This window comes from Methylomonas sp. Uni0011, from assembly GCF_056850255.1.
Genome location: NZ_JBVVNO010000002.1, coordinates 345713 through 366361, shown reverse-complemented (window position 1 = coordinate 366361; position 20649 = coordinate 345713). Strand labels below are relative to the sequence as shown.

The 20649-nt window shown below is 52.1% G+C and carries 15 protein-coding genes; 3 read left to right on the top strand and 12 right to left on the bottom strand.

What is annotated here, in order from left to right:
* Positions 1-3: 3 nt before the first annotated feature.
* The 5 genes from AC0IM9_RS04400 to AC0IM9_RS04380 are packed head-to-tail and all read right to left on the bottom strand — an operon-like array spanning position 4 to position 6010.
* A complete protein-coding gene (locus tag AC0IM9_RS04400; RefSeq protein ID WP_140910598.1) occupies positions 4-1557 on the bottom strand; it encodes an XrtA system polysaccharide chain length determinant in 1554 nt (517 codons plus the stop codon).
* A 55-nt stretch (positions 1558-1612) separates the two neighbouring features.
* Positions 1613-2284 carry a polysaccharide biosynthesis/export family protein gene (locus AC0IM9_RS04395; protein WP_482803195.1) on the bottom strand — a complete coding sequence of 224 codons (672 nt, stop codon included), beginning with the start codon at positions 2282-2284 and terminating at the stop codon, positions 1613-1615.
* A 21-nt stretch (positions 2285-2305) separates the two neighbouring features.
* Positions 2306-4726, bottom strand: coding sequence for a tetratricopeptide repeat protein (locus AC0IM9_RS04390; protein ID WP_278211351.1), 2421 nt, complete (start codon positions 4724-4726; stop codon positions 2306-2308).
* A 41-nt stretch (positions 4727-4767) separates the two neighbouring features.
* Positions 4768-5505, bottom strand: coding sequence for a PEP-CTERM/exosortase system-associated acyltransferase (locus AC0IM9_RS04385; protein ID WP_278211350.1), 738 nt, complete (start codon positions 5503-5505; stop codon positions 4768-4770).
* A 31-nt stretch (positions 5506-5536) separates the two neighbouring features.
* Positions 5537-6010, bottom strand: coding sequence for a Crp/Fnr family transcriptional regulator (locus tag AC0IM9_RS04380; protein ID WP_278211349.1), 474 nt, complete (start codon positions 6008-6010; stop codon positions 5537-5539).
* A gap of 75 nt (positions 6011-6085) precedes the next feature.
* Here AC0IM9_RS04380 and prsK point away from each other — a divergent pair, with 75 nt between their 5' ends.
* Together prsK and prsR are read left to right on the top strand one after the other, a co-directional pair.
* Complete coding sequence (gene prsK, locus AC0IM9_RS04375) at positions 6086-8170, top strand: XrtA/PEP-CTERM system histidine kinase PrsK (protein ID WP_482803194.1); 2085 nt, start codon at positions 6086-6088, stop codon at positions 8168-8170.
* Positions 8170-9549 carry a PEP-CTERM-box response regulator transcription factor gene (gene prsR / locus AC0IM9_RS04370; protein WP_482803193.1) on the top strand — a complete coding sequence of 460 codons (1380 nt, stop codon included), beginning with the start codon at positions 8170-8172 and terminating at the stop codon, positions 9547-9549. The genes prsK and prsR overlap by 1 nt, the downstream gene beginning before the upstream one ends.
* Before the next feature lie 6 nt (positions 9550-9555).
* Here prsR and AC0IM9_RS04365 read toward each other — a convergent pair whose 3' ends face one another.
* From AC0IM9_RS04365 to AC0IM9_RS04345, 5 genes are all read right to left on the bottom strand, one after another.
* Positions 9556-10329, bottom strand: a complete 774-nt coding sequence (locus tag AC0IM9_RS04365; protein WP_482803192.1) for a PEP-CTERM/exosortase system-associated acyltransferase — start codon at positions 10327-10329, stop codon at positions 9556-9558.
* Positions 10330-10471: 142 nt separating this feature from the next.
* Positions 10472-13786, bottom strand: coding sequence for a transglutaminase family protein (locus AC0IM9_RS04360; RefSeq protein ID WP_482803191.1), 3315 nt, complete (start codon positions 13784-13786; stop codon positions 10472-10474).
* Positions 13783-15039 (bottom strand): hypothetical protein, encoded by a 1257-nt coding sequence (locus AC0IM9_RS04355; protein ID WP_278211345.1) that lies wholly within the window; start codon positions 15037-15039, stop codon positions 13783-13785. Before AC0IM9_RS04355 ends, AC0IM9_RS04360 begins: the two co-directional genes overlap by 4 nt.
* Before the next feature lie 79 nt (positions 15040-15118).
* Complete coding sequence (locus AC0IM9_RS04350; protein ID WP_482803190.1) at positions 15119-16060, bottom strand: alpha-E domain-containing protein; 942 nt, start codon at positions 16058-16060, stop codon at positions 15119-15121.
* Positions 16054-17481, bottom strand: coding sequence for a circularly permuted type 2 ATP-grasp protein (locus AC0IM9_RS04345; RefSeq protein WP_482803189.1), 1428 nt, complete (start codon positions 17479-17481; stop codon positions 16054-16056). Before AC0IM9_RS04345 ends, AC0IM9_RS04350 begins: the two co-directional genes overlap by 7 nt.
* A gap of 228 nt (positions 17482-17709) precedes the next feature.
* Between AC0IM9_RS04345 and AC0IM9_RS04340 the strand changes: the two genes are divergently transcribed.
* On the top strand, positions 17710-18591 hold the full coding sequence (locus AC0IM9_RS04340) for a carbohydrate kinase family protein (RefSeq protein ID WP_482803188.1): 882 nt from the start codon (positions 17710-17712) through the stop codon (positions 18589-18591).
* 4 nt (positions 18592-18595) lie between these two features.
* On the opposite strand, the gene AC0IM9_RS04335 is transcribed toward AC0IM9_RS04340, so the two are convergent.
* Positions 18596-19330, bottom strand: coding sequence for a DUF5765 domain-containing protein (locus AC0IM9_RS04335; RefSeq protein WP_140910585.1), 735 nt, complete (start codon positions 19328-19330; stop codon positions 18596-18598).
* 156 nt (positions 19331-19486) lie between these two features.
* On the bottom strand, positions 19487-20644 hold the full coding sequence (locus AC0IM9_RS04330; RefSeq protein ID WP_445371092.1) for an HlyD family secretion protein: 1158 nt from the start codon (positions 20642-20644) through the stop codon (positions 19487-19489).
* Between the last annotated feature and the right edge of the window lie 5 nt (positions 20645-20649).

Sequence of the window (20649 nt, the reverse complement as noted above, 5' to 3'; positions counted from 1 at the left end):
GCCTTATTTAAGTATTTCTAGCGCCATAATTCCAAAATATCCAGCCACCAACAACAGCAACGTCGATACTAACACCCAGTCGACGTTACTAGATTTGGTTATGCCCTGGGAGGTTAAGGACACACTGCCCAAAGAAGGGAGCCCAGTTACGACGCGAACTTGGCGCGTAGACATAAAAACCGGACGAATAAAATAAATTAAAAAAGCGACGCAAAACCCTATTACAATACTTACGAGTAAAACCAACGAATAAAATAGCTTTCTGTTCGGAAAGCTCGGCTTATCAGGTTTACTCGGAGGATCAGCTATTTTAAACTTTAATCTTGAAGTTTGATCATCCACACGCTCGGTGATATGTGCCTGCTCTCTTCTTTCCAATAACTCAGAATATTTACGACTGATCGTTTCGTAATCGCGATTTAGATTTTTCATCTCCGTCTCGATAGTTAAACGCTCATTCAAACCCTCCTCCAGTTTGGCTATTCGTTTTCGAATCGAATCTACTAAAGCCTCATTGGAAGCCACCTCTGCTTGGGCATTATCAAAACCCATTTTCAGGGCTTGCACGTATGGGTTTGTCATTTTAGCGGGCGCGATCGAAGTCTGTTCATCGCTCTTAGCTTCTTTTTCCACTGAAACCTGTTTACCTGCCGCCTGCTGTTCTTCCTGAGTTTTCAGGGTATTTATCAACTTATCTATTTCGATTATAGACGGATGCTTTTCGGTGTATTTCAATAAAAGCTCAGTTCGCTTGTCTTTTAGCGACTCGATTCTGGCGTTATCGGCGGACGGCACATCTTGGGAGGTCGTAGGAATTCCCCAATCTTCATCTGAATCTCGGACTTCGGCTACCTGTTCCGCGAGAACGTCTCTTCTTGATATGGCTTGCTGAAGTGCAGTATTGGCGTCCTGGAACTGCTCCTTCATTTTCTGCAATGCTTGAAATTGATCGGTATCGTTCAATAAATCCAAATTGGTTCGTTTAAACTCTTCTTTGGCCTTCTCTGCATCCTGCAATCTAATTTCATAATCCCGTATCTGCTGCTCTATGAAACGCTGAGCATCACTGGCATCAGCCAGCGCTTTACCTTCGGTTTGTTCCGAAAACACTGTTAACACCGCTTGCACCACACTCCTTGCCACTTCGGGATCCTTAGAAGCAAAGGCGATGTCGAATATATCCCCCCTTCCGCCAGTGATGGTAATGTCTTTCTTGAGACGTTCGATTAAATCCGATTTGCCGCCGAAATCGTCCTGAACTCGGCTCAACTGAGACAATTCGATAATTTTTTCCAAATTAGGCCGGGTGAACATTAACTGCTGTATTATTCTTATCAAAGCAGATATATCTGGCTCAATAACCATCCCTCTCATGAGCGGTCTAATCACTGTGGCCGAATCTATATGCACCTTCGCCTTAGATTCAAACCTATCAGGCATTAAAAACACATAAGCCCAAGCACCAATACATACCACCAACGCGAATATAACGGCTACTCGTTTGTACTTAAGCGTACCTTTTAAATAAAAATACACTTCTGAAAGATCTTGCTGCATAATTAAAAGACCTTAAATTCATTCACCATTATTAAAAAAACACCCCGAAACAGTTTTAAAAATACGCATCAGGAATAATTAAAATATCCCCTGGCATCATTAAAACATTGGCCGTTAAATCCGCATTATCAATCAAATCATCGATTCGCACAGCATACGGCTTTAACTCTCCGTTAACGTTTCGTATAACGCTTGCCCTGTTTCCATCGGCAAATTGATCAAGCCCAATTTGGATAATAACATCCAGCAATGTCATGCCTCTCTCGTAAGGGATGGATTTCCCTTGATATCGACCGATCCCTCCGCCGCCGCCACTGGCACCTCCGCCACCGCCGGCCCCACCGCCACCAATTCTTCCGATAATTCGAATTTGCTGATCTCGCACACCTTTAAAGCCTCCAACCATAACCACGACCTGAGGGCTTTTAACGTAAGTAGACAGCACCTTCTCGATATCTCTCGCCAACTCGAAGGGTGTCTTACCGCTTGCCAAAAGCTCTTCAACCAACGGCACAGTTATTTTTCCATCCGGCCTTACAGCTGCTGACGTCGACAATTCCGGATTACCCCATACGAATATGTTTACGCTATCTCCGGGGCCGATACGATAAGTGTAATCGGATGCCTGCTCTACGTCTTCAAGTAAAGGCTGAGCGCATCCAGAAAAAAATACGTAAGAAAATACCGCAAACCAAGCTGCGCAGAATATTTTATTGTTTATCAACATAGCCTACTAGGAAAGTCTCATTTATTTGGTTACAGAATGTTCGATCTCGAACAGCATCTTCTTCGCTATATCCACGCCAGCAAACCCCTTCTTCTGCTTATCAGAGAGAGCAATTGCCTGCTTTAATTCCGATACTGCAGTAGCTTTGTTGCCACTGCGGTAGTGCGCCACACCCAAATGGTACCTAAATTCAGGCAGTTTTGGCTCCTTGATGACGATTTCCTCCAATAATTTCATCCCATCGGGGATCTTACCGGATCTCACAAGCCCCCAAGCGTACGTATCTTGAAAATAAGGGTTTTCCGAATTTTTAAACTTCTCCGCCAACAGCACGCCTTTAGCCACATCATCGTCGCTATCAGATTCCACAAGCAAGGAAGATAAATTATTGATTGCCACGTCAACATCAGGATCTTTGGCAAGCAATTCCTGATAAATTTTTCTTGCCATTTGTTTTTCGTTAGCCTGTTCATACAGCCCTGCCAACGCCAGACTCAATTGTATGTCTCCAGGATTGGCCTGTAGACCCTTCGAATAGACTTGCTTTACGGTGTCGACATTTCCGCCAGATAACGCTTCCACTTTGGCCAAAGCCAAATAGGCAGAAGGGACTTTAGGAAACTGTTCGACCTGCACGGCAAGCAACTTTTTAGCTTTGCTGTAATCTTTACTGGTCAAATAAACGTCCGACAAAACCCCAACAATCACCTCATCGGCAGGATGTCGCTCATGGTGTTTTTCGAGATATGCCAGTGCCTTTTCTTTCTGGCCTAAAGCATCATAGCTACGAACCAGATTTATCATCGAATTGAGATGACCGGGAAACTCCTGAAGAATCTTTTCATACAACGCTACCGCGTCGGCGTACTTGCCTCTACCTTGCAACACGTTAGCCTGCAGATAAATAGGAACCGCTTTTTCTTTGGAAAACAAAGCTATTTTATGCACAACATCTTGAGCTTGATCCCAACGTTTTTCTAAGATATCAAGTTCCGCCTCGCCAATAAGAAAATTAATTTGATTTGGTTTTAATTTAAGCGCCTTTTCCACAATCTGTCTGGCCGCATCTCTCTGACCAGTCTGAAGATAAGCTCCAAAGCTATTTGTAAAGGCCACCATGTTAACCGGATTCACTTCCAAAGCCTGTTTAAAATATCTATCTGCTGTTTTGCGATCTTTCTTGACTTGATGGGCCTGCCCTAATAAAGAGTATACTTCGTCTAAATTCGACTTATCCCAGACTAGTTTATTAAGCAGAGCCACAGCTTCGTCAGGATTGCTATTTATCAGAAAAAGCCTAGCCTTTAATAACTTAGCCTGAACAAAATCCGAATTTGACGAAAGCACTTTATCAACGATTTGTGCTGCAGAATCGTATTTCTTGGCACCAACAGCGATATCCGCAATAAGTACTTGTGCAGTTAAGCCCAACTCGCTACTTCCTTCCGAGGCAACGACTTTCTTCAAACCAGTTTCAGCATTGCTTGTAAAGCCATTTGCCATCATCCATTTCGATAGTTCCACAATCGAAGCCGCCTGTTGCTGATGGCGATTCACCATAGCTTCATATTCCGTAGGCACTCGATCTTTGGATCTAGCATTGAAAAATTCGAGCAATGTAATTTCCGAATCGGGTTTATAACCTTCTTTTTCTACAACATCCCGAAGCAGGGATTCAGCCGAATCCAGCTTATTTGTCATGGAATAAATCGAAGCCAAACTCAATTTAAAATTGTTATTCTCCGGATATAGCTCGACAAGCTGCTTGTAGTCTTCTATTACCTTATCGACCGCATTATTCGCTGCGTTGATTTTTACCCTGAATAAACGCAATGCAATATTCTTACCATCAATACTCAAGCCCTTGTCAATTAGATTCAAAGACTCTGCCGTTTGGTTAGCTTTATAAGCCAGAGCGGCCGCCAATGAAAGCACATCGGCATTACTCTGGTTGTCTTTCAATAATTGTTGTACGATAGTATTAGCTTGATCGTTCTTTTCTTGCTTCACATAGACAGAGGCTTCGATAATCTGAGCTTCTAAGTTGGCCGGATCTACATTCAATACGGCTTTAGCCTGCTCCGATGCTTTATCTAACTCACCAAATAACACATGCAACTTACCCAACTTTAATCTAGCCTGAAGTAAATTAGCATCTAGCTCTAACGCCCTGATCAAGTTTTGTTTCATCGATTTATAATTATTGGATTTTTCATCCAACAACGCCAAATAGTAGTAAACCTCTCCTCTTTTATCATCACTCTGATTGGCGCTTTTTAGCTCAAGGAAAGCCTTATCAAACTCTCCTTTCTCGATAAAGTCTTTTCCTTTTTGCAGATGGCTATCGGCAGTTTCAACCGGAGAGTTACACCCAATCAACAGAAGAAAACAAAGTAATGCCAGGCCGTTATCGACATTATCTTTAATTATTTTTATAGCCACTTACTAGCACTCCCAAAAATACAGCTACAATTTAGCAAATGTTATTCAGCAATAGTTTGTTTGATCCAAGCGTATAGTTCCCGCAATTCGGAATGCATATTTTCCAATACAGACTGTGTAGTAATAAAGTAGGGCGCTCGAATACCGTGATAGTCAATGTCCCTACCGACACGCTGAAAATCTATACCTGACCGATGCATCATCCTCGGCAAAAACGGCTCCATCATCGCGAAGACATTAGTTCGATTATCGAGCTCGGTTAAAACAGTTGCCGCAAAAAAGCAGGCAACCGCAATGGATGAAAAAGTCCTTTGCTCCTGCTGCGAGAAATGCAAACCGTTTATCTCGCCGAACCGGGTCAAAGTTTCCCCAGTTCTTCTGCGAAAAGCGCCGTCGACCGCCAATCTTGATATCTCGCATACCGTATGCCGCTCAAGCTGAAGACTACCGATCACATCTCGATCCAGACTATTGCTGCAGTATTTCTCCAAAGGCAGTGGCGATTCGGATTCTGGACCCAACGCCGGAACCATCCTGACGCAACCAGCGGGCAAACCAGTTTGAATGTGGGTGATCAAGCAATGCCGAGAATGCGGATCGTACTCGTCGATCTCAAGTTGATCTATGAAATGCTCTTGCGATTCGTACTTAAACTCTTCGCAATACACTCGATATCTTATTCGAAATACTTGCTGTTTTTGCGCAACGGTCTCCGCCAAGGACACCCTAAAATAGCGACTAAAGCTTTCGACTAATGACAGCTTTTGTGCGACTTCCATTTTATGCGCTCTCTAAAATATTGGTTATCGACTATAAATACTTATCGATATCATGAGCTTTGATACCCCATGCCAGTAAATGCTCGATACGATCATTTGCCAACCCCAATCGCCTCGACATTGTTTGAAACAACTCTTTCAGAAACAAATACCCCTGAACCGGATGGTCATCCATGTAAACGCTTAACATGTCACTACGAATCTCCAGTAACTGGACATCTGTCAACGATATGACTGAGGCCGTGCGCTCCCTAGCCTCGTACAAACATACGTCGCCAAAAACGGCTCCGGCTTCGAGATCACATAGACCTGGACTGACCCGCTTATTGCCATCCAGTTCAGCCCCTCCTAAAACCCTGACCGAGCCTGCTTCCAAGTAAAACAAACTTTTTCCTTGATCACCCTTTTTGACGATAGTGGCACCTGCGTTCAGCTTATACCTCCGCCACGCACTACCCTCTTTAAACAACGGGTTTTTCAGAACGTCACTAAGTATCTCAATCATCAGGCGAAACCATATCAATAACACTGACTCGCTGGTTATAATGCCGCGGGAAGCATGCAGCCCCAACACCCATACATGGAAAACTATATTTACTACAGCTACTTCACTGCCAGCGTCGCGTACGGGCTTTTATTGATTTTCGTTGTAACCATTAAAACCCGATATTACCCTTTCATAATAGCAGTTCTCTGCTCCGTCGTATGGTCGACGAGCGTGACGCTCGCAACAAAAAATAGCCACTATTTCTTCGCCGACACCCTCGCCCACGAAACGATACGCAACGGAGCATGGTTTTTCCTACTGGGATCGTTACTTTCGAAACAGCGTTACAATAGCTACAAGCAATTGTTTAAAGGGCACACGAGCATCGTTATTTCAGCGTTTGCATTGCTAATTTTTTGCCTGGAGGCGTTTCCGCAAGCGTTGAGATGGACAACCAGCGTTCTCGACACCGATCCCAGATTTGCCGGTCATGTTGTATTTGCAGTTCTCGGTCTGATTCTGGTCGAGCAACTTTATCGCAGCACCCCCTTGAAACAGCGCTGGAATTTAAAATTCCTCTGTGTCAGCCTGGGCGCCATTTTTGCCGTAGATTTACTGGTTTACAGCAAATCTCTGTTGTTCAACCATCTGGACTTCGCACTCTGGCAATCGCGCGGCATCACCAATGCGATGGTAACCCCATTTTTGGCAATCACTTCTACCCGACTCAAGCTTAACAGTGAAAACCAGGAACTGACAACACCCCGCAAGACTATTTTTTACACCACAATCTTATTTGGCTGCGGTGCATATCTCATTTTAATGTCTTTCGCCGGGTTCTATATCAAACGCGCAAACACCGAGTGGGGTGAAACCGCTCAAACAGTATTCATATTTCTGGCACTACTGCTACTGATCATACCTTTCACGTCGGGCAAGATTAGAGCCCTAGCCAAGGTTTACTTTAGCAAACATTTTTTTCACTACAGTTACGACTACCGCGAGGAGTGGCTCAAAATCAGTAAGGCTCTAGCCAAACTTGAATCCTTGGAAGAACTGAAAGGCTTTATTATCAACACCCTGACCGATTTGGTGGAAAGCACTGGCGGCGGTTTATGGCTAAAAAATGACCAAGGCAAATTTTTTCTGGCCGCGGAGCAAAATTTGCGACTAACACCTCAGGAAATTGATTACCTACATAACGTAGGCGACCTGCCCCTTTATTTGGCAAACAAACAGTGGGTTATAGACTTCTTTGAATTATCCCATGCTCCCGAAGTATACGACGACATCGATTTGTCCCCCTGGTGCTACGAAGACAGTCAAGTCTGGTTGATAGTCCCGCTATTTCACTTAAACAAACTGGAAGCTTTCGTCGTCTTAACTCAGGCCAGAGTGCCGAGAAAACTCAACTGGGAAGACCATGACCTACTGAAAACGGTCGGCATGCAACTAGCGAACGCGTTAGCGCTGAATCGAGCCAGCGAAGAGTTGGCTAACAATCGCCAATTCGAAACCTACCATAGGCTCTCCGCTTTTTTAGTGCACGATTTAAAAAACTTAGTCGCACAAATCTCATTGATTGTCAGAAACGCCGAAAAACACAAACATAACCCCGATTTTTTCGACGACACTATCGACACGTTGAATAATGTTGTCAAAAAAATGCACCATATTGTCGAACAGCTAAAACAAGGAGAACCTCAAGCCACCGCAAACAGCATCGTCAATCTAGCGACCATCGTCCGCTCAATAGCCCAACAACACCTCGGATCGCCGCCGATAGAGTTAAAAACCGACCTAGACGAGTGCCCGGTCTCCGCAGACAAAATAAAATTAACCAATATATTGACCAACTTGGTACAAAATGCCCAGGACGCCACGCGGGGCGACGGTGGCTGGGTTAAGCTTGAATTAACAAAAAACCAAGACTATGCTCAGGTCAAGATCGTGGATAACGGCACAGGCATGAATCAACAATTCATAGCCGAACGCTTATTCAAACCATTCGACACCACCAAAGGTAACGCCGGTATGGGAATAGGTGCTTACGAAGCCCGTGATTACATCACTAAGAACTCAGGCCAGATTCACGTCGACAGTGAACCTGGCTTCGGCACGACATTCACGATACAACTGCCGTTAGCAAAACGCCTTTCCGAAAACCCAAGAAATTAATGACCCAATCAAGACTACTGCTCGTTGTTGAAGACGACCCAGGTTTGCAAAAACAGTTGAAATGGAGCTTCGAACAATACGAAGTCGTTGTTGCCGGCAACCGGAGTGAAGCCATTGCCGCTTTTAGAAGACATACGCCCAGTGTTGTCACGTTGGATCTGGGCCTGCCTCCGGACCCGAGCAATGCCAGTGAAGGCTTAGCCACACTGCGAGAAATTCTGGCTCTTGCCCCCGCAACAAAAATCATCGTCGTCACCGGCAACGATGACCGTGCCAATGCAATTCACGCCGTAGCATTGGGAGCTTACGATTTTTACCAAAAGCCTGTCGACCCGGATATTCTCGGCCTGATTATCGAACGCGCCTTTCAGTTGGATACCTTAGAGCGCGACTATCAGAATCTGCAGCAGCAAAAGCCGCTGCACGGCGTAATAGCCACCAGTCCGCAGATGCAGTCGGTTATGCGCATGGTCGAGAAAATTGCGCCAACCCAGGCCACCGTTCTCTTACTCGGCGAAAGCGGCACCGGTAAAGAATTATTAGCCAAAGCCTTGCACAAGCTAAGTTCGCGCGCCGACCAGCCATTTGTCGCGGTGAACTGCGCAGCAATACCCGAAACGCTGCTGGAAAGCGAACTGTTTGGCTACGAAAAAGGCGCATTTACCGGGGCGGTCGCCCAAACCAAAGGCAAGATCGAATATGCCCAAGGCGGTACTTTTTTCTTGGACGAGATCGGCGATTTGCCGTTCGCGTTACAGGCCAAATTACTCCGTTTTATTCAGGAACGCGTGATAGAGCGCTTGGGGGGCCGCAAGGAGATAGCTGTCGATGTCAGAATCATCTGCGCCACCCACCGCAAATTACCGGACCTGATCGAGCAAGGCGCTTTCCGCGGTGACCTGTATTATCGGTTGAGTGAAATCGTGGTCGATATTCCGCCATTGCGTGAACGGGAGGGCGACATAATTACTATCGCTAACGCCCTGCTACAGCGCTACTGCCGGGAAAACCATATGAAGGAAAAACATTTCTCCCACGACGCCGCCCAGGCTATGGAGACCTACTACTGGCCAGGCAACATCCGGGAGATGGAGAATAAAATCAAACGGGCAACGATATTGTCGGACGGCAACGTCGTCACCGCAACCGATCTGGAGATCGGCCACTCGGCAGAGCATACGATGCCGCTCAATCTGAAATCGGTACGGGAGGCCGCAGAAACGGTAGCCATCAAACGCGCCTTGAATTATGCGGACAACAACGTTTCCGAAGCGGCTAAGTTACTGGGAGTAACTCGCCCTACACTTTACGGGCTGTTCGAAAAGTACGGCTTACAGGGCTTAATCAGAAACCATTCTGACGACCAGCCACCACCGTAGTCACCGTCACGCACGGTTTACGTAGGAAACTACCCCGATTTGATGCAAATCCCTACCGCCGTAACGGACCGCACGCGTCTCGGCTAATTCCGAATACAAACGGTAATCCTGTTGGTAGTCCTGTAACCACAGCGGATTTTGCAAGATGTGTTTAACGTTCAAACGATAAGGGGTTCTTTGCCCGCGATGATCGCACGCATCGCCGATTCGGCGCATCGAGAAGCCTTCCTTGCTAACAAAGTACGCTAGTGCCGGCGTAACCAAAATAAACCAGTCGTCGATACCGCTCCGGGCCGAATAAACCGTTGCCGCCCGATAAAGCCCCCACATGATGCTTCGATTCAGATTACGGTAATCGTGCAAAAAGCTGATATTCGTCGATTTAGCATCGAAATGGACATTGCTTTTGCGCAGCGCAAAACGCCTAGCCTCTTTGACCACGCAGAGCCTGGAAATCTCTACAGCACGGCTGTAACAAGCCTTTGGGAGGCTTCGATACGGGGTACAATGTTCTTCGAATGGAAAGCCTTGCTTGCCGGGCCTGACCAATCTGAGCGCACCCAGCCACTCGCCGCTAAATTTATGCCGGACCAGAAAATGCACAGCGCGACTATCCCACTCGTCGCTCTCGATCCCGTCCGGATACAACTGCTTGTCCTCGAAGCCCAACTCGTCACAATAAACACGGTAGCGAATACGGTAATGGATATCTTTTGCTTCAGGCGTATCGGCTAAAAACACCTCGAAACAACTATCGAATGAATGCGGACTTTGGATCACGCGGCACCACACTTAATAAATTTGTTTAATAAGTTCAACTAACTATGAAAACTTTTTCACGCGCCATTTCAAAATGGTATCTCAATTCTGTTAATTTTGAAACCGCGTGACAAAAAAGTACAACCTCCACCGAGGCAACAAGTTACCTAGTGGCATTCCAGCGTAAATCCAGAGTCAACGGATAATCCCTATTCAATTGCTCGACAGGCACTTCCGCCGATCCGGCACTCGGCGTGTAACCGTGCCGCAAAAACCGACTAACCCGCCGGCCTTCGGCTTCGTAGGCATTCACCGGCAAAGTGTCGTAATTCCGCCCGCCGGGATGACTGACATGGTAGGTGCAACCACCCACCGAACGGCCGTTCCAGGTATCGATCAAATCGAATACCAACGGCGCCTGTACGCCGATGGTGGGATGCAAGGCAGAAGGCGGATTCCAGGCCCGGTAGCGAATCCCGGCTACCATCTCGCCTTGCTTTGCCGTCGGCCGCAACGGCACCCGCCGGCCATTACAACTCAACAGGTAACGCTCGCCCATCGCACCGTTCAGCGATACTTGCAGCCGTTCGACTGAAGAATCCACATACCGTGCAGTACCGCCGCTGGTGATTTCCTCGCCCAGCACATGCCATGGTTCAATCGCCTGATGTAAATCCAACTGCAAATTACCCACGCGCATGCTACCGATGTGCGGAAACCGGAATTCCAAAAACGGCGCAAACCACTCGCTCTTGAAATCGTAGCCGGCGGTCTGCAGATCCAGCACCACATCCTGGATATCGCTGGCGATAAAGTGCGGCAGCATGTATTTATCGTGCAATTGCGTCCCCCAGCGCACCAGCGGCTTCCGGTAGGGCTCGCGCCAAAACCAAGCCACCAAGGTTCTGAGCAGCAACATTTGCATCAGACTCATCCGCGCATGCGGCGGCATCTCGAACGCGCGCAACTCCAGCAGCCCCAGTCGACCGGAGTCGCTACCCGGCGCGTAGAGCTTGTCGATGCAAAACTCAGCGCGGTGGGTATTGCCGGTCATATCGACCAACAAATTTCGCAACAACCGGTCCACCAGCCAGGGCGCCGGCACTTCGCCGTCCGGCATTTGCTGAAACGCAATTTCCAGTTCGTACAAACTATCGTTACGGGCCTCGTCGACCCGCGGCGCCTGGCTGGTTGGGCCGATAAACAAACCGGAAAACAAATAGGACAAGGCCGGATGGTGCTGCCAATAGGTGACCAAACTGCGCAGCAAGTCGGGACGGCGCAGAATCGGGCTGTCTACCGGTGTGATTCCGCCCAGAGTGACATGGTTGCCACCGCCGGTGCCGGTATGACGGCCGTCGAGCATGAACTTTTCGGTACTCAACCGGGTCAGCCGCGCATCTTCGTATAGCGTGGCCGTATTCTCGACCAGCTCGCGCCAACTGGCGGCGGGATGGATGTTGACCTCGATCACCCCCGGGTCCGGCGTCACCGGCAAGCGGTTCAGACGCAAATCGTGCGGCGGCTGGTAGCCTTCGATCACAACCGGAAGTTTCAATGCCGCAGCGGTGGCCTCCACCGAGGCGATCAGATCCAGATAGTGCTCCAGTTCATTAGTCGGCGGCAAAAACACATACAAGCGCCCCTCCCGGCTTTCTACCACCATTGCGGTATGCGGTATCCACAGCGGGTCTTTCGAGTCGCGCTCGTCCACGGCCTCCATTTCGGGGGGATGCCATTCCTGTTTCGCGGTTTGGCTATAGCGCCGGCTGACTTCCGAGTCGATATCGCCCAGCGGTTCAACCGTATCGTACAAACTACGCTCCACCGGCTGTTCCCGTTGTTCGAACGGCACCCACGGCAGGCTGTTCAACGGCAACCGCAAGCCCATCGCCGAATCGCCGGGCAACAAATACATCTCGCCGCGACGAAATGACCACACAGCGCTATTCCAGGAGCGAGCCCTATAACTCCAGTGTAACGGCAAGGCGTAGCCGGCCGCTTCACCCAAATTGCCGCTCAATATTCTGACCAGCCGCTGCCGTTCCAGATCGTCGGTTAAGTCGGCCTGCTGCGGATCGAAATTAGCTGGCAATAGGCTTTCCTGGTGTAAATAATGCACGGGATCTTCATAACCCGGCACGATGCAGGCCGCCTTCAAGCCCAGCCGCTTGGCCAGATCCCGCACAAATCCCTCTGCCTGCTCCCTACCGAATCCGTAATCCCGACTTTCGTCGGCCAGCAATCCCGGATTTTTCCAGACCGGCAAGCCGTCCTTGCGCCAGAAGCAAGCCAGCTGCCAGCGCGGTAAAGCCTCACCCGGATACCATTTGCCTTGGCCGAAGTACAACAAACCGCCCGGTGCAAAACTCTCGCGCAAGCGCCGAATCAATTTGCCGGCCAGCTTACGTTTTTCCAGGCCATCGGCCTCCGTGTTCCATTCCGGCGCATCCATGTTATCGATCGAAACAAACGTCGGCTCCCCGCCCATCGTCAGCCTGACGTCGCCGGCCACCAATTCGGCGTCGACTTTCTCGCCCAAGGCATCGATCTCGGCCCATTGCCGCTCGGTGTAAGGTTTGGTGACACGCGGATCTTCATGAATCCGGGTGACGCGGTTGGCAAATTCGAAACGGGTCTGAGCCTCTCCGGTAAAGCCGCCGCTGACCGGCGCCGCGCTGACGTAATCCGCGGTACAGGCCAACGGTATATGGCCCTCCCCGGCAAACAAACCCGAGGTCGGATCCATCCCGATCCAACCCGCGCCCGGAATGTAGACTTCGGCCCAGGCATGCAGGTCGGTGAAATCGTGATCGGTACCGGACGGCCCGTCCAACGCTTTGACGTCGGCCACCAGTTGCACCAAATAGCCGGAGACGAAGCGCGCCGCCAAGCCCATGTGTCGCAGCACTTGCACCAACAGCCAACCGGAGTCGCGGCAGGAACCCAGTTTCTTTTGCAAAGTCTCCTCGCAACTTTGCACACCCGGCTCCATCCGGATCGAGTAAGCCACCGCCTGATTAACCGCCCGGTTCGCCGCCACCAGAAAATCGACCACAGCTTGTTCGTTACGCGGCAGGGATTTCAGAAAATCGGTCAGCAACGGCCCTTTCTCGCGAATTTCCAGATACGGGATCAATTCCTTGGCCAGCTGCTCCGGATACTCGAACGGATATTTCTCGGCGTATTCCTCCAGGAAAAAATCGAACGGATTGATCACGGTCATTTCCGCGATCAAATCCACCTCAATCGACAGCTCCCGGGTTTTTTCCGGAAACACCAGCCGGGCCAAATAGTTGCCGAACGGGTCCTGCTGCCAATTAATAAAGTGCTTTTCCGGTTTGACCCGCAGCGAATAGGCCGAAATCGGCGTCCGCGAATGTACGGCCGGCCGCAAGCGCAACACGTGCGGCGCCAGTTGCACCGGCTTATCGTAGAAATAGCTGGTCTTGTGGTTTATCGCGACCCGGATACTCATGCATTCACCAATGGATTGGCGGCTTCGCTTTCAGCCTGTAATAGCCGCAAGTTTTCCTCCACGCCGGCGGCATGGGTCAACTCGGCAACGTTTTGCTTGGTAAAAAAGCCGTCGAAATCGCCAAAGCGCTGCACGTATTCGATAATCAACGACGAGTGCTCGGAGGCGCTGGAAAAAATCTGCTTCAAACCCTCTTCCCGCGAGCCGATCACATCCAGCAGGAAATCCTTACCCCTGGCCCGGATCGCATCGACCACATAATCGATATTGGCCTGGTTGCCGGTCTCGCCGTCCGCGACCGCCAGCGCCAAATGATGCAGACGCGGCCCGTAATTGCGGACAAAATTTTCGGTCGGCGACGGCAATCCGACCAAATGGTTGACGAAATACGGCTGGTTGGCCGCCGTGAATACTTTGGCCGGACTAATCCGTTCGTCGGCGTAATGGATGCTCTTGGTGACGTTGGTCGACGAATTCTGATTGGCGATATCGTAGGACCCCCAGTAGTAATAGCTGGACAGGGTCAAATACTCCAGAATCGCCACTTCCCGGTTCTGGCTGTAAACCCGCGTCGCCAAATGGTCGATCGGCCTGATCAGTTTATCCAGCCCCAGTTCTTCCTGAATCGCCTTGGCGGCATGGTAACCGCGATTGACTTCGTCCAGGATCACGCTATTGCCCAATGCGTACACCCGGATGTCTTCCGGCGGCCGTTCCCAATAAGCGACGATGTTGTGGGTGTAAGGCGACGGCTTGACGATGGCCATATTGCCGGGCAATTCCAGTTTTCGGATCTGGTCCTGGTTGAAAAAGCGGATTTCCCGGCTTTTTTGCTGCTCCACCACTTCGTGCAGATTGCTGACCCGGAAAATCTCGCCCATATAGCGCGAGTTGGGTTTATGCGCTCCGATCGGATAGACCTCGTTCAAACTGCGGAAGATATCGCCGCGCCCCGGATCGCGCACTTCCCGCACCAGCAAGTCCGGCGACTCCATATCGATGCGCAGGATATGGGTCCAATGCGACTCCGACTCCAATGTCACCAAGTAATGATAGGGCGTCATCAGGGCCAATTCGCTGACATAAGCCGCCGAGCAGCCCGGCTCTACCGTGATCATCAACGCATCGATCTCGCGAATCATTTCGGTCAATCCGGTACGGTCGCGGTTTTCCAGCAACCGGACCAGAAACTCGTCGAACCAGGCCGAATTGGCCTTATCGCCCTGTTTGGGGTGTATCAATGAATTAACCATCCTGCTTCCTTTAACACTTGTTGTCCGTTCCGCATCTGTAGCGGACATTGTCCGCGGCCAGCCGCAATTCCCCGGCGGTTCAATCCGGGCTATTCAAAAACGCGCGCTGAATCTCGATGCCGAGCGCATTGTTACGGGCGATAAAATCCTGCAAAAACTCGTGCAGTCCGCTATTAAAGATGTGGGTAATCCGGCCGAAATGCAGCCGGGCATGGTTCTCGCCGGCCAAACGCAAGCACTCGCAGCCGGGCTGGCGGCAAAGCTGTTCCAGAATCGGCGCCAACTCGTCGTAGCAGGCATGCAGCGACCGCGGCATATCGTCGCGCAACACCAACAGCTCGGCGACTTTGGTCGGTTCTATCGTATCGCGGTAAACTTTCTGATAGGCCTCGAACGCGGATACCGAACGCAACAACGAGCTCCATTCGTAATAATCCACTTCGGCGGCCGGATCTTCGTTAGGCAGCAGCAACTGAAACTTGGCATCCAGCAACCGCGCGGTATTGTCGGCGCGTTCGACGAAACTGCCCAGCCGCACGAATTTATAGCCGTCGTCGCGCAACATGGTACCGAAGGTCACGCCGCGGAACAGGTGCGAGCGCGACTTGACCCAATCGCAAAATTCGCCGATATCGGCCTCGCGCAGGCCCAGCCGGATCCGTTGCCGCAATTCCAGCCACAGCGCGTTGACCGTTTCCCACATCTCCGACGACATCGCCACTCGCACCGCCCTGGCATTCTCCCGTGCCGCCCCCAGCGCGCTGACGATGCTGGACGGATTGCGCTCGTCCAAGGCCATATAACGCATCACGTTCGCCGCCGTGTAACTGCCGTAATCGCGCTCGAACGCGGCAAGGTCGTCGGCGATCAATACCGGCGGCTTCCAGCGCGCCGCCTCGTCATAGGCGCTGTTGGCGACCAGCGACATGCGGTCGGTCACATCCAGCACCCGAGCCATGTTTTCGGCACGCTCGATATAGCGGGCCATCCAATATAAATGATCGGCGGTACGGCTCAGCATGGTTTATCTCCGTTCAACACCCAGGTGTCCTTGGTACCGCCCCCTTGCGAGGAATTGACCACCAACGACCCCTCCCGCATCGCCACCCGGCACAATCCGCCCGGCACCAGCGTTACGGTCTTGCCGGACAACACGAACGGTCGCAGATCGACGTGGCGCGGCGCCACGCCCTGCTCAACCAAAGTCGGACACGTCGACAGCGCCAAGGTGGGCTGGGCGATGTAATTGTCCGGTTCGGCCAGTATCCGGGCCCGGAAATCTTCGATTTGCTGCCTCGATGCAGTCGGTCCTACCAACATGCCGTAACCGCCGGAGCCCTGTACCTCTTTCACCACCAGTTCGGCCAGATGCTCTAGCACATATTTCAAGTCGTCCGGGTTTTCCAGCTTGTAAGTCGGCACATTGGACAATATCGGCTCCTCGCCCAGGTAGAAACGCACCATGTCCGGTACAAAGGTGTAAGTCGATTTATCGTCGGCGACGCCGGCACCGATTGCGTTGGCCAAAGTCACGCCGCCGTTGCGGTAGACCGAAACCAGCCCCGGCACGCCGAGCATGGAATCTTCGCGGAACGCCAAAGGATCGAGGAAGTCGTCGTCGATCCGGCGGTAAATCACGTCGATCCGTTTCGGCCCTTCGGTGGTGCGCATGAACACAGCATTCTCCCTACAGAACAGGTCCTGGCCTTCCACCAATTCGATACCCATTTGTTGCGCTAAAAATGCGTGCTCGAAATAAGCGCTGTTGTAGGCGCCCGGCGTCAGCAGCACCACCACCGGATCATACACGCCAGGCTGCGCTACGGCGCGCAAGTTGTTCAACAACACCTGCGGATAGTGCTCGACCGGCGCCACTGCATAACGGCGGAACAGTTCCGGAAACAGCCGCATCATCATTTTGCGGTTTTCCAGCATGTAGGACACGCCGGAAGGCGTGCGCAGATTGTCTTCCAACACGTAGAACTGGTTTTCCGCGGTGCGGACGATATCGATACCGGCGATGTGGGCGTAGATGCCGCCCGGCACGTCTACACCCTGCATTTCCGGCCGGTACATTTCGTTTTCCAGGATGGTCGCCGGCACAATACCGGCCTTGATAATTTCCTGGTCGTGGTACAAGTCGTTCAGGAAGGCGTTCAAGGCCGCGACGCGTTGGATCACGCCGGCCGAAAGCTGGCGCCACTCGTTGGCCGCCAGTATCCGCGGAATCACGTCGAACGGAATCAAGCGTTCGGCACCGGCTTCCTCGCCGTAAACGTTGAACGTGATGCCAACCCGGCGGAACAGCATTTCCGCTTCACGGGATTTCTGCATCAGTTGAGCATGATCGACACCTTTCAGCCACTCCGAAAACGGTTGATACAGGCGTCGCACCTGGCCGTCTCCGGCCCGCATTTCATCGAAAATATTTTGTGTATTCATGACTTAACCCAGAGCAAACCACATGCCAAACAAATTAATGCTGATTTATCAGCCGGTTAAATAGGCGTCGACAGACAACCCGAAACCAGCGCACCAATCCGGTGCATAAGACGTCAGCTGCCGCCCTTAAAACGACCGTCGGCCCGTTTGCCAACCGCAACGGATTGCCATTTTCCGGCCGATTGGCTAAGGTTGCCGCCCCACTCCCTTTTGCAAGAGGCTGACACCATGCCGGCAGATTCGATCACCATTTTCGGCGAAGCGCTGTTCGATTGTTTTGCGGACGGCAGCCGGATTCTCGGCGGCGCACCGTTCAACGTTGCCTGGCATTTGCAAGGCTTGGGCGCCGAACCCTTATTCGTCAGCCGCATCGGCCGGGATTCGGCCGGGGCGGAATTGTTGGCGGCCATGCAAACCCAAGGCATGCGCCAAAATGGGGTGGAGATAGACGCCGCCCGTCCGACCGGTAGCGTGACAGTCAGTATCGACAACGGCCAGCCGAGTTACCATATTCTGGCGGAGCAAGCTTACGACTACATTGCCACCCCGGAATTGCCCATCGGCCACGAGTCAGGTTTGCTCTACCACGGCAGTCTGGCGCTGCGGCATGACGTATCCCGCGCGACTTTCGAACAGATCAAACCCCAATGGCGCGGCCCGGTGTTTTTCGACGTCAATCTGCGCGCGCCCTGGTGGAATGCGGACGACATTCACACATGGATAGCCGATGCCGATTGGTTGAAGTTGAACGACGAAGAGCTGGCATTCTTGCTGCCGGAGAGCCAAGCCATCGACAGCAAACTGCTGCTATTGCAACAACGTTACGATTTGCGGGGCGTGGTGGTGACTCGCGGCGAGCATGGCGCACTAGCGCTGACCGCGGGCGGCGAATTTGTCGAAGTGAGACCGGCCGGCAGCGTGACGCTGGTCGACACGGTAGGCGCCGGCGACGCCTTTGCCGCAGTGTTGCTGTTGGGGATAGCCCGCGGCTGGCCGCTGGCGCCGACGCTGGAACGCGCCCAAGATTTCGCCTCGGCCATCGTCGGACAACGCGGGGCCACGGTCAGCGACCCCGAATTTTACCGGCGGTTCAGAGAAGCCTGGCATTGACCGGCTAAGACTCCTGCCGCGCCGGCATACCGTCGGCCGAATTAGCGGCCCTGCCGATGAAAATCTGTTTGAATTGCGGCATGAAACTGGCTGTGATCGGAATCGAGTAAAAGCAATACATCGCCGCCGCTTCGCCGGTCGAAACGCCAAACAGCCACTGCGGCACGAACAAGGTCATCAACGCCCCGAAGCAATGGTAAGTGCCGATCCGCCAATTGTTTTTCCAGACAAAGCCGCTCAAAGCCAGCGCAAACAACGAGCCGTGAGTGACCAGCAGGCCGAAGGCGCTGGAGATCGCATAGCCGATATGGTAAATCCCCATGAACAGGCAGGACTGCATGCGGCCGATGAAGTTGGGATCGATACCGAACAACTGCCAATCGTTGGGCAAGCGGGTCAGAATCAAGAACAAGCCACTCAGACTGGAACCGACGAAAAAGGCTTTGCGTAAGGCATTGGGGTCGGTCGAATACGTCGCCAAAGCCGGCATGATCGCAAAAGCCTGCAAGCTGATATGCACCGACGACAATTCGCTGAGCAATAAATTAGTGCCGTAGCCGCACTGGTCGGCGACCGGATAGGCGAAATACTGAATGAATTCCATCAGCGAAAAATGGAAAATCGCATAGGCCCGGGCCAGTCTGACCCAAAAGGTTTCGTCCTTATCCAGAAACGTGACGCTGGACGCGACCAAGCCGGCCACCCCCAATCCCAAAGACATATTGGCGCTAAAACACATGGTTGATCCGTGAGTTAAACAGTCGAGAAAGCCGCCCCTGTCGGGCTGGCGGTTAAACTTTTCGTTATGGTCATGTTAACCAATCCACAAAGATACACGGACAGGCCGTGAATTGCAGCAATTTTTACGGTTATTCCGACCGGCGCAACGGCTCGGTCAGGACCGGTTGGCGGCGATAATCTGGCCGATTTTGTCCTCGACCCCATCCAGTTCGTGGTCGTAAATATCGGTGCGGTAGGCGGCTCCGGCCAAAGTCACCTCCGATGCCAAAGCCGACGCACCACCACCGGCAATATGCACCCGGGTCAAAGTCGATAATCCCGGCTGTAACGGCGCGGCGCGCAATTCGTCCGGCGCCAGCGCAATCCGTACCTGCACCCGCTCGGCAATGTGAATGAAATTGCCGGTGGCGTTATCGGTCGGCAACAGCGCGAAACTGCTGCCGGAACCGGGATTCAAGCCCTGTACCCGGCCGTGGTACAACCGTTCGCCGCCGAAAGCATCGACCCGAATCTCGGCGGCCTGGCCCGGTCGAATATCGGCAATCTGGGTTTCCAGAAAATTGGCTTCGACCCAGAGCTCTTCCAGCGGCACCACCACCATCAACGCCGCGCCGGCATGCAAATTGTCGCCGACCTGCACCTTGCGCTTGGCGACATAGCCCGCCACCGGCGCCCGCACCTCGCGCCGCCGGTAATCCAGATAAGCCCGGCGCAAGCGGCTCTTGGCCTGTGCCACCGCCGGATAGTCCTCGACGCCGGAGTCGCGCAACTGGGCGGCCACGCCGTCCTGCTCGGCGCGGGTCTCGCGTATCGCCGCCGCCAATTCGCGCAATTTGTCTTCGGCATTCTGTACTTGCTGGTCGGACACCGCACCGTCGCCGGCCGCGGCTTTAAAGCGTTGCAAATCATGTTCGACTTGAGCCACGGCAGCTTGCTTGGCCGCCAGGCGCTGTCCCAAACTCGCCAACCGGGCTTTCAAGGCATAAAACTCGCGCACGGTTTTCGCCAACTCGGCTTCGGCCTGTTGCATCGCCACCCGCGCGTAGCTGCCGTCCAGCCGCACCAGCACATCGCCTTTGTTAACCGCTTGGGTATTCTCGGCCAGGATCTCGACCACCGTGCCGTCGACCTGAGCCTTGACCCCAATCAAATGCCCGGCGATGAAGGCGTCGTCGGTCTTTACCCAATCGCGTTGCGTGAGCCACCAATAGAGTCCGCAAGCAAGCGCGGCCAGCAACAACATCATGGTGACAAAGCGCAGCCGGCGGCGACGCTGCTGGAGAATCTCGCGCGGGCGAATCGTTTTCTGCATAGGGG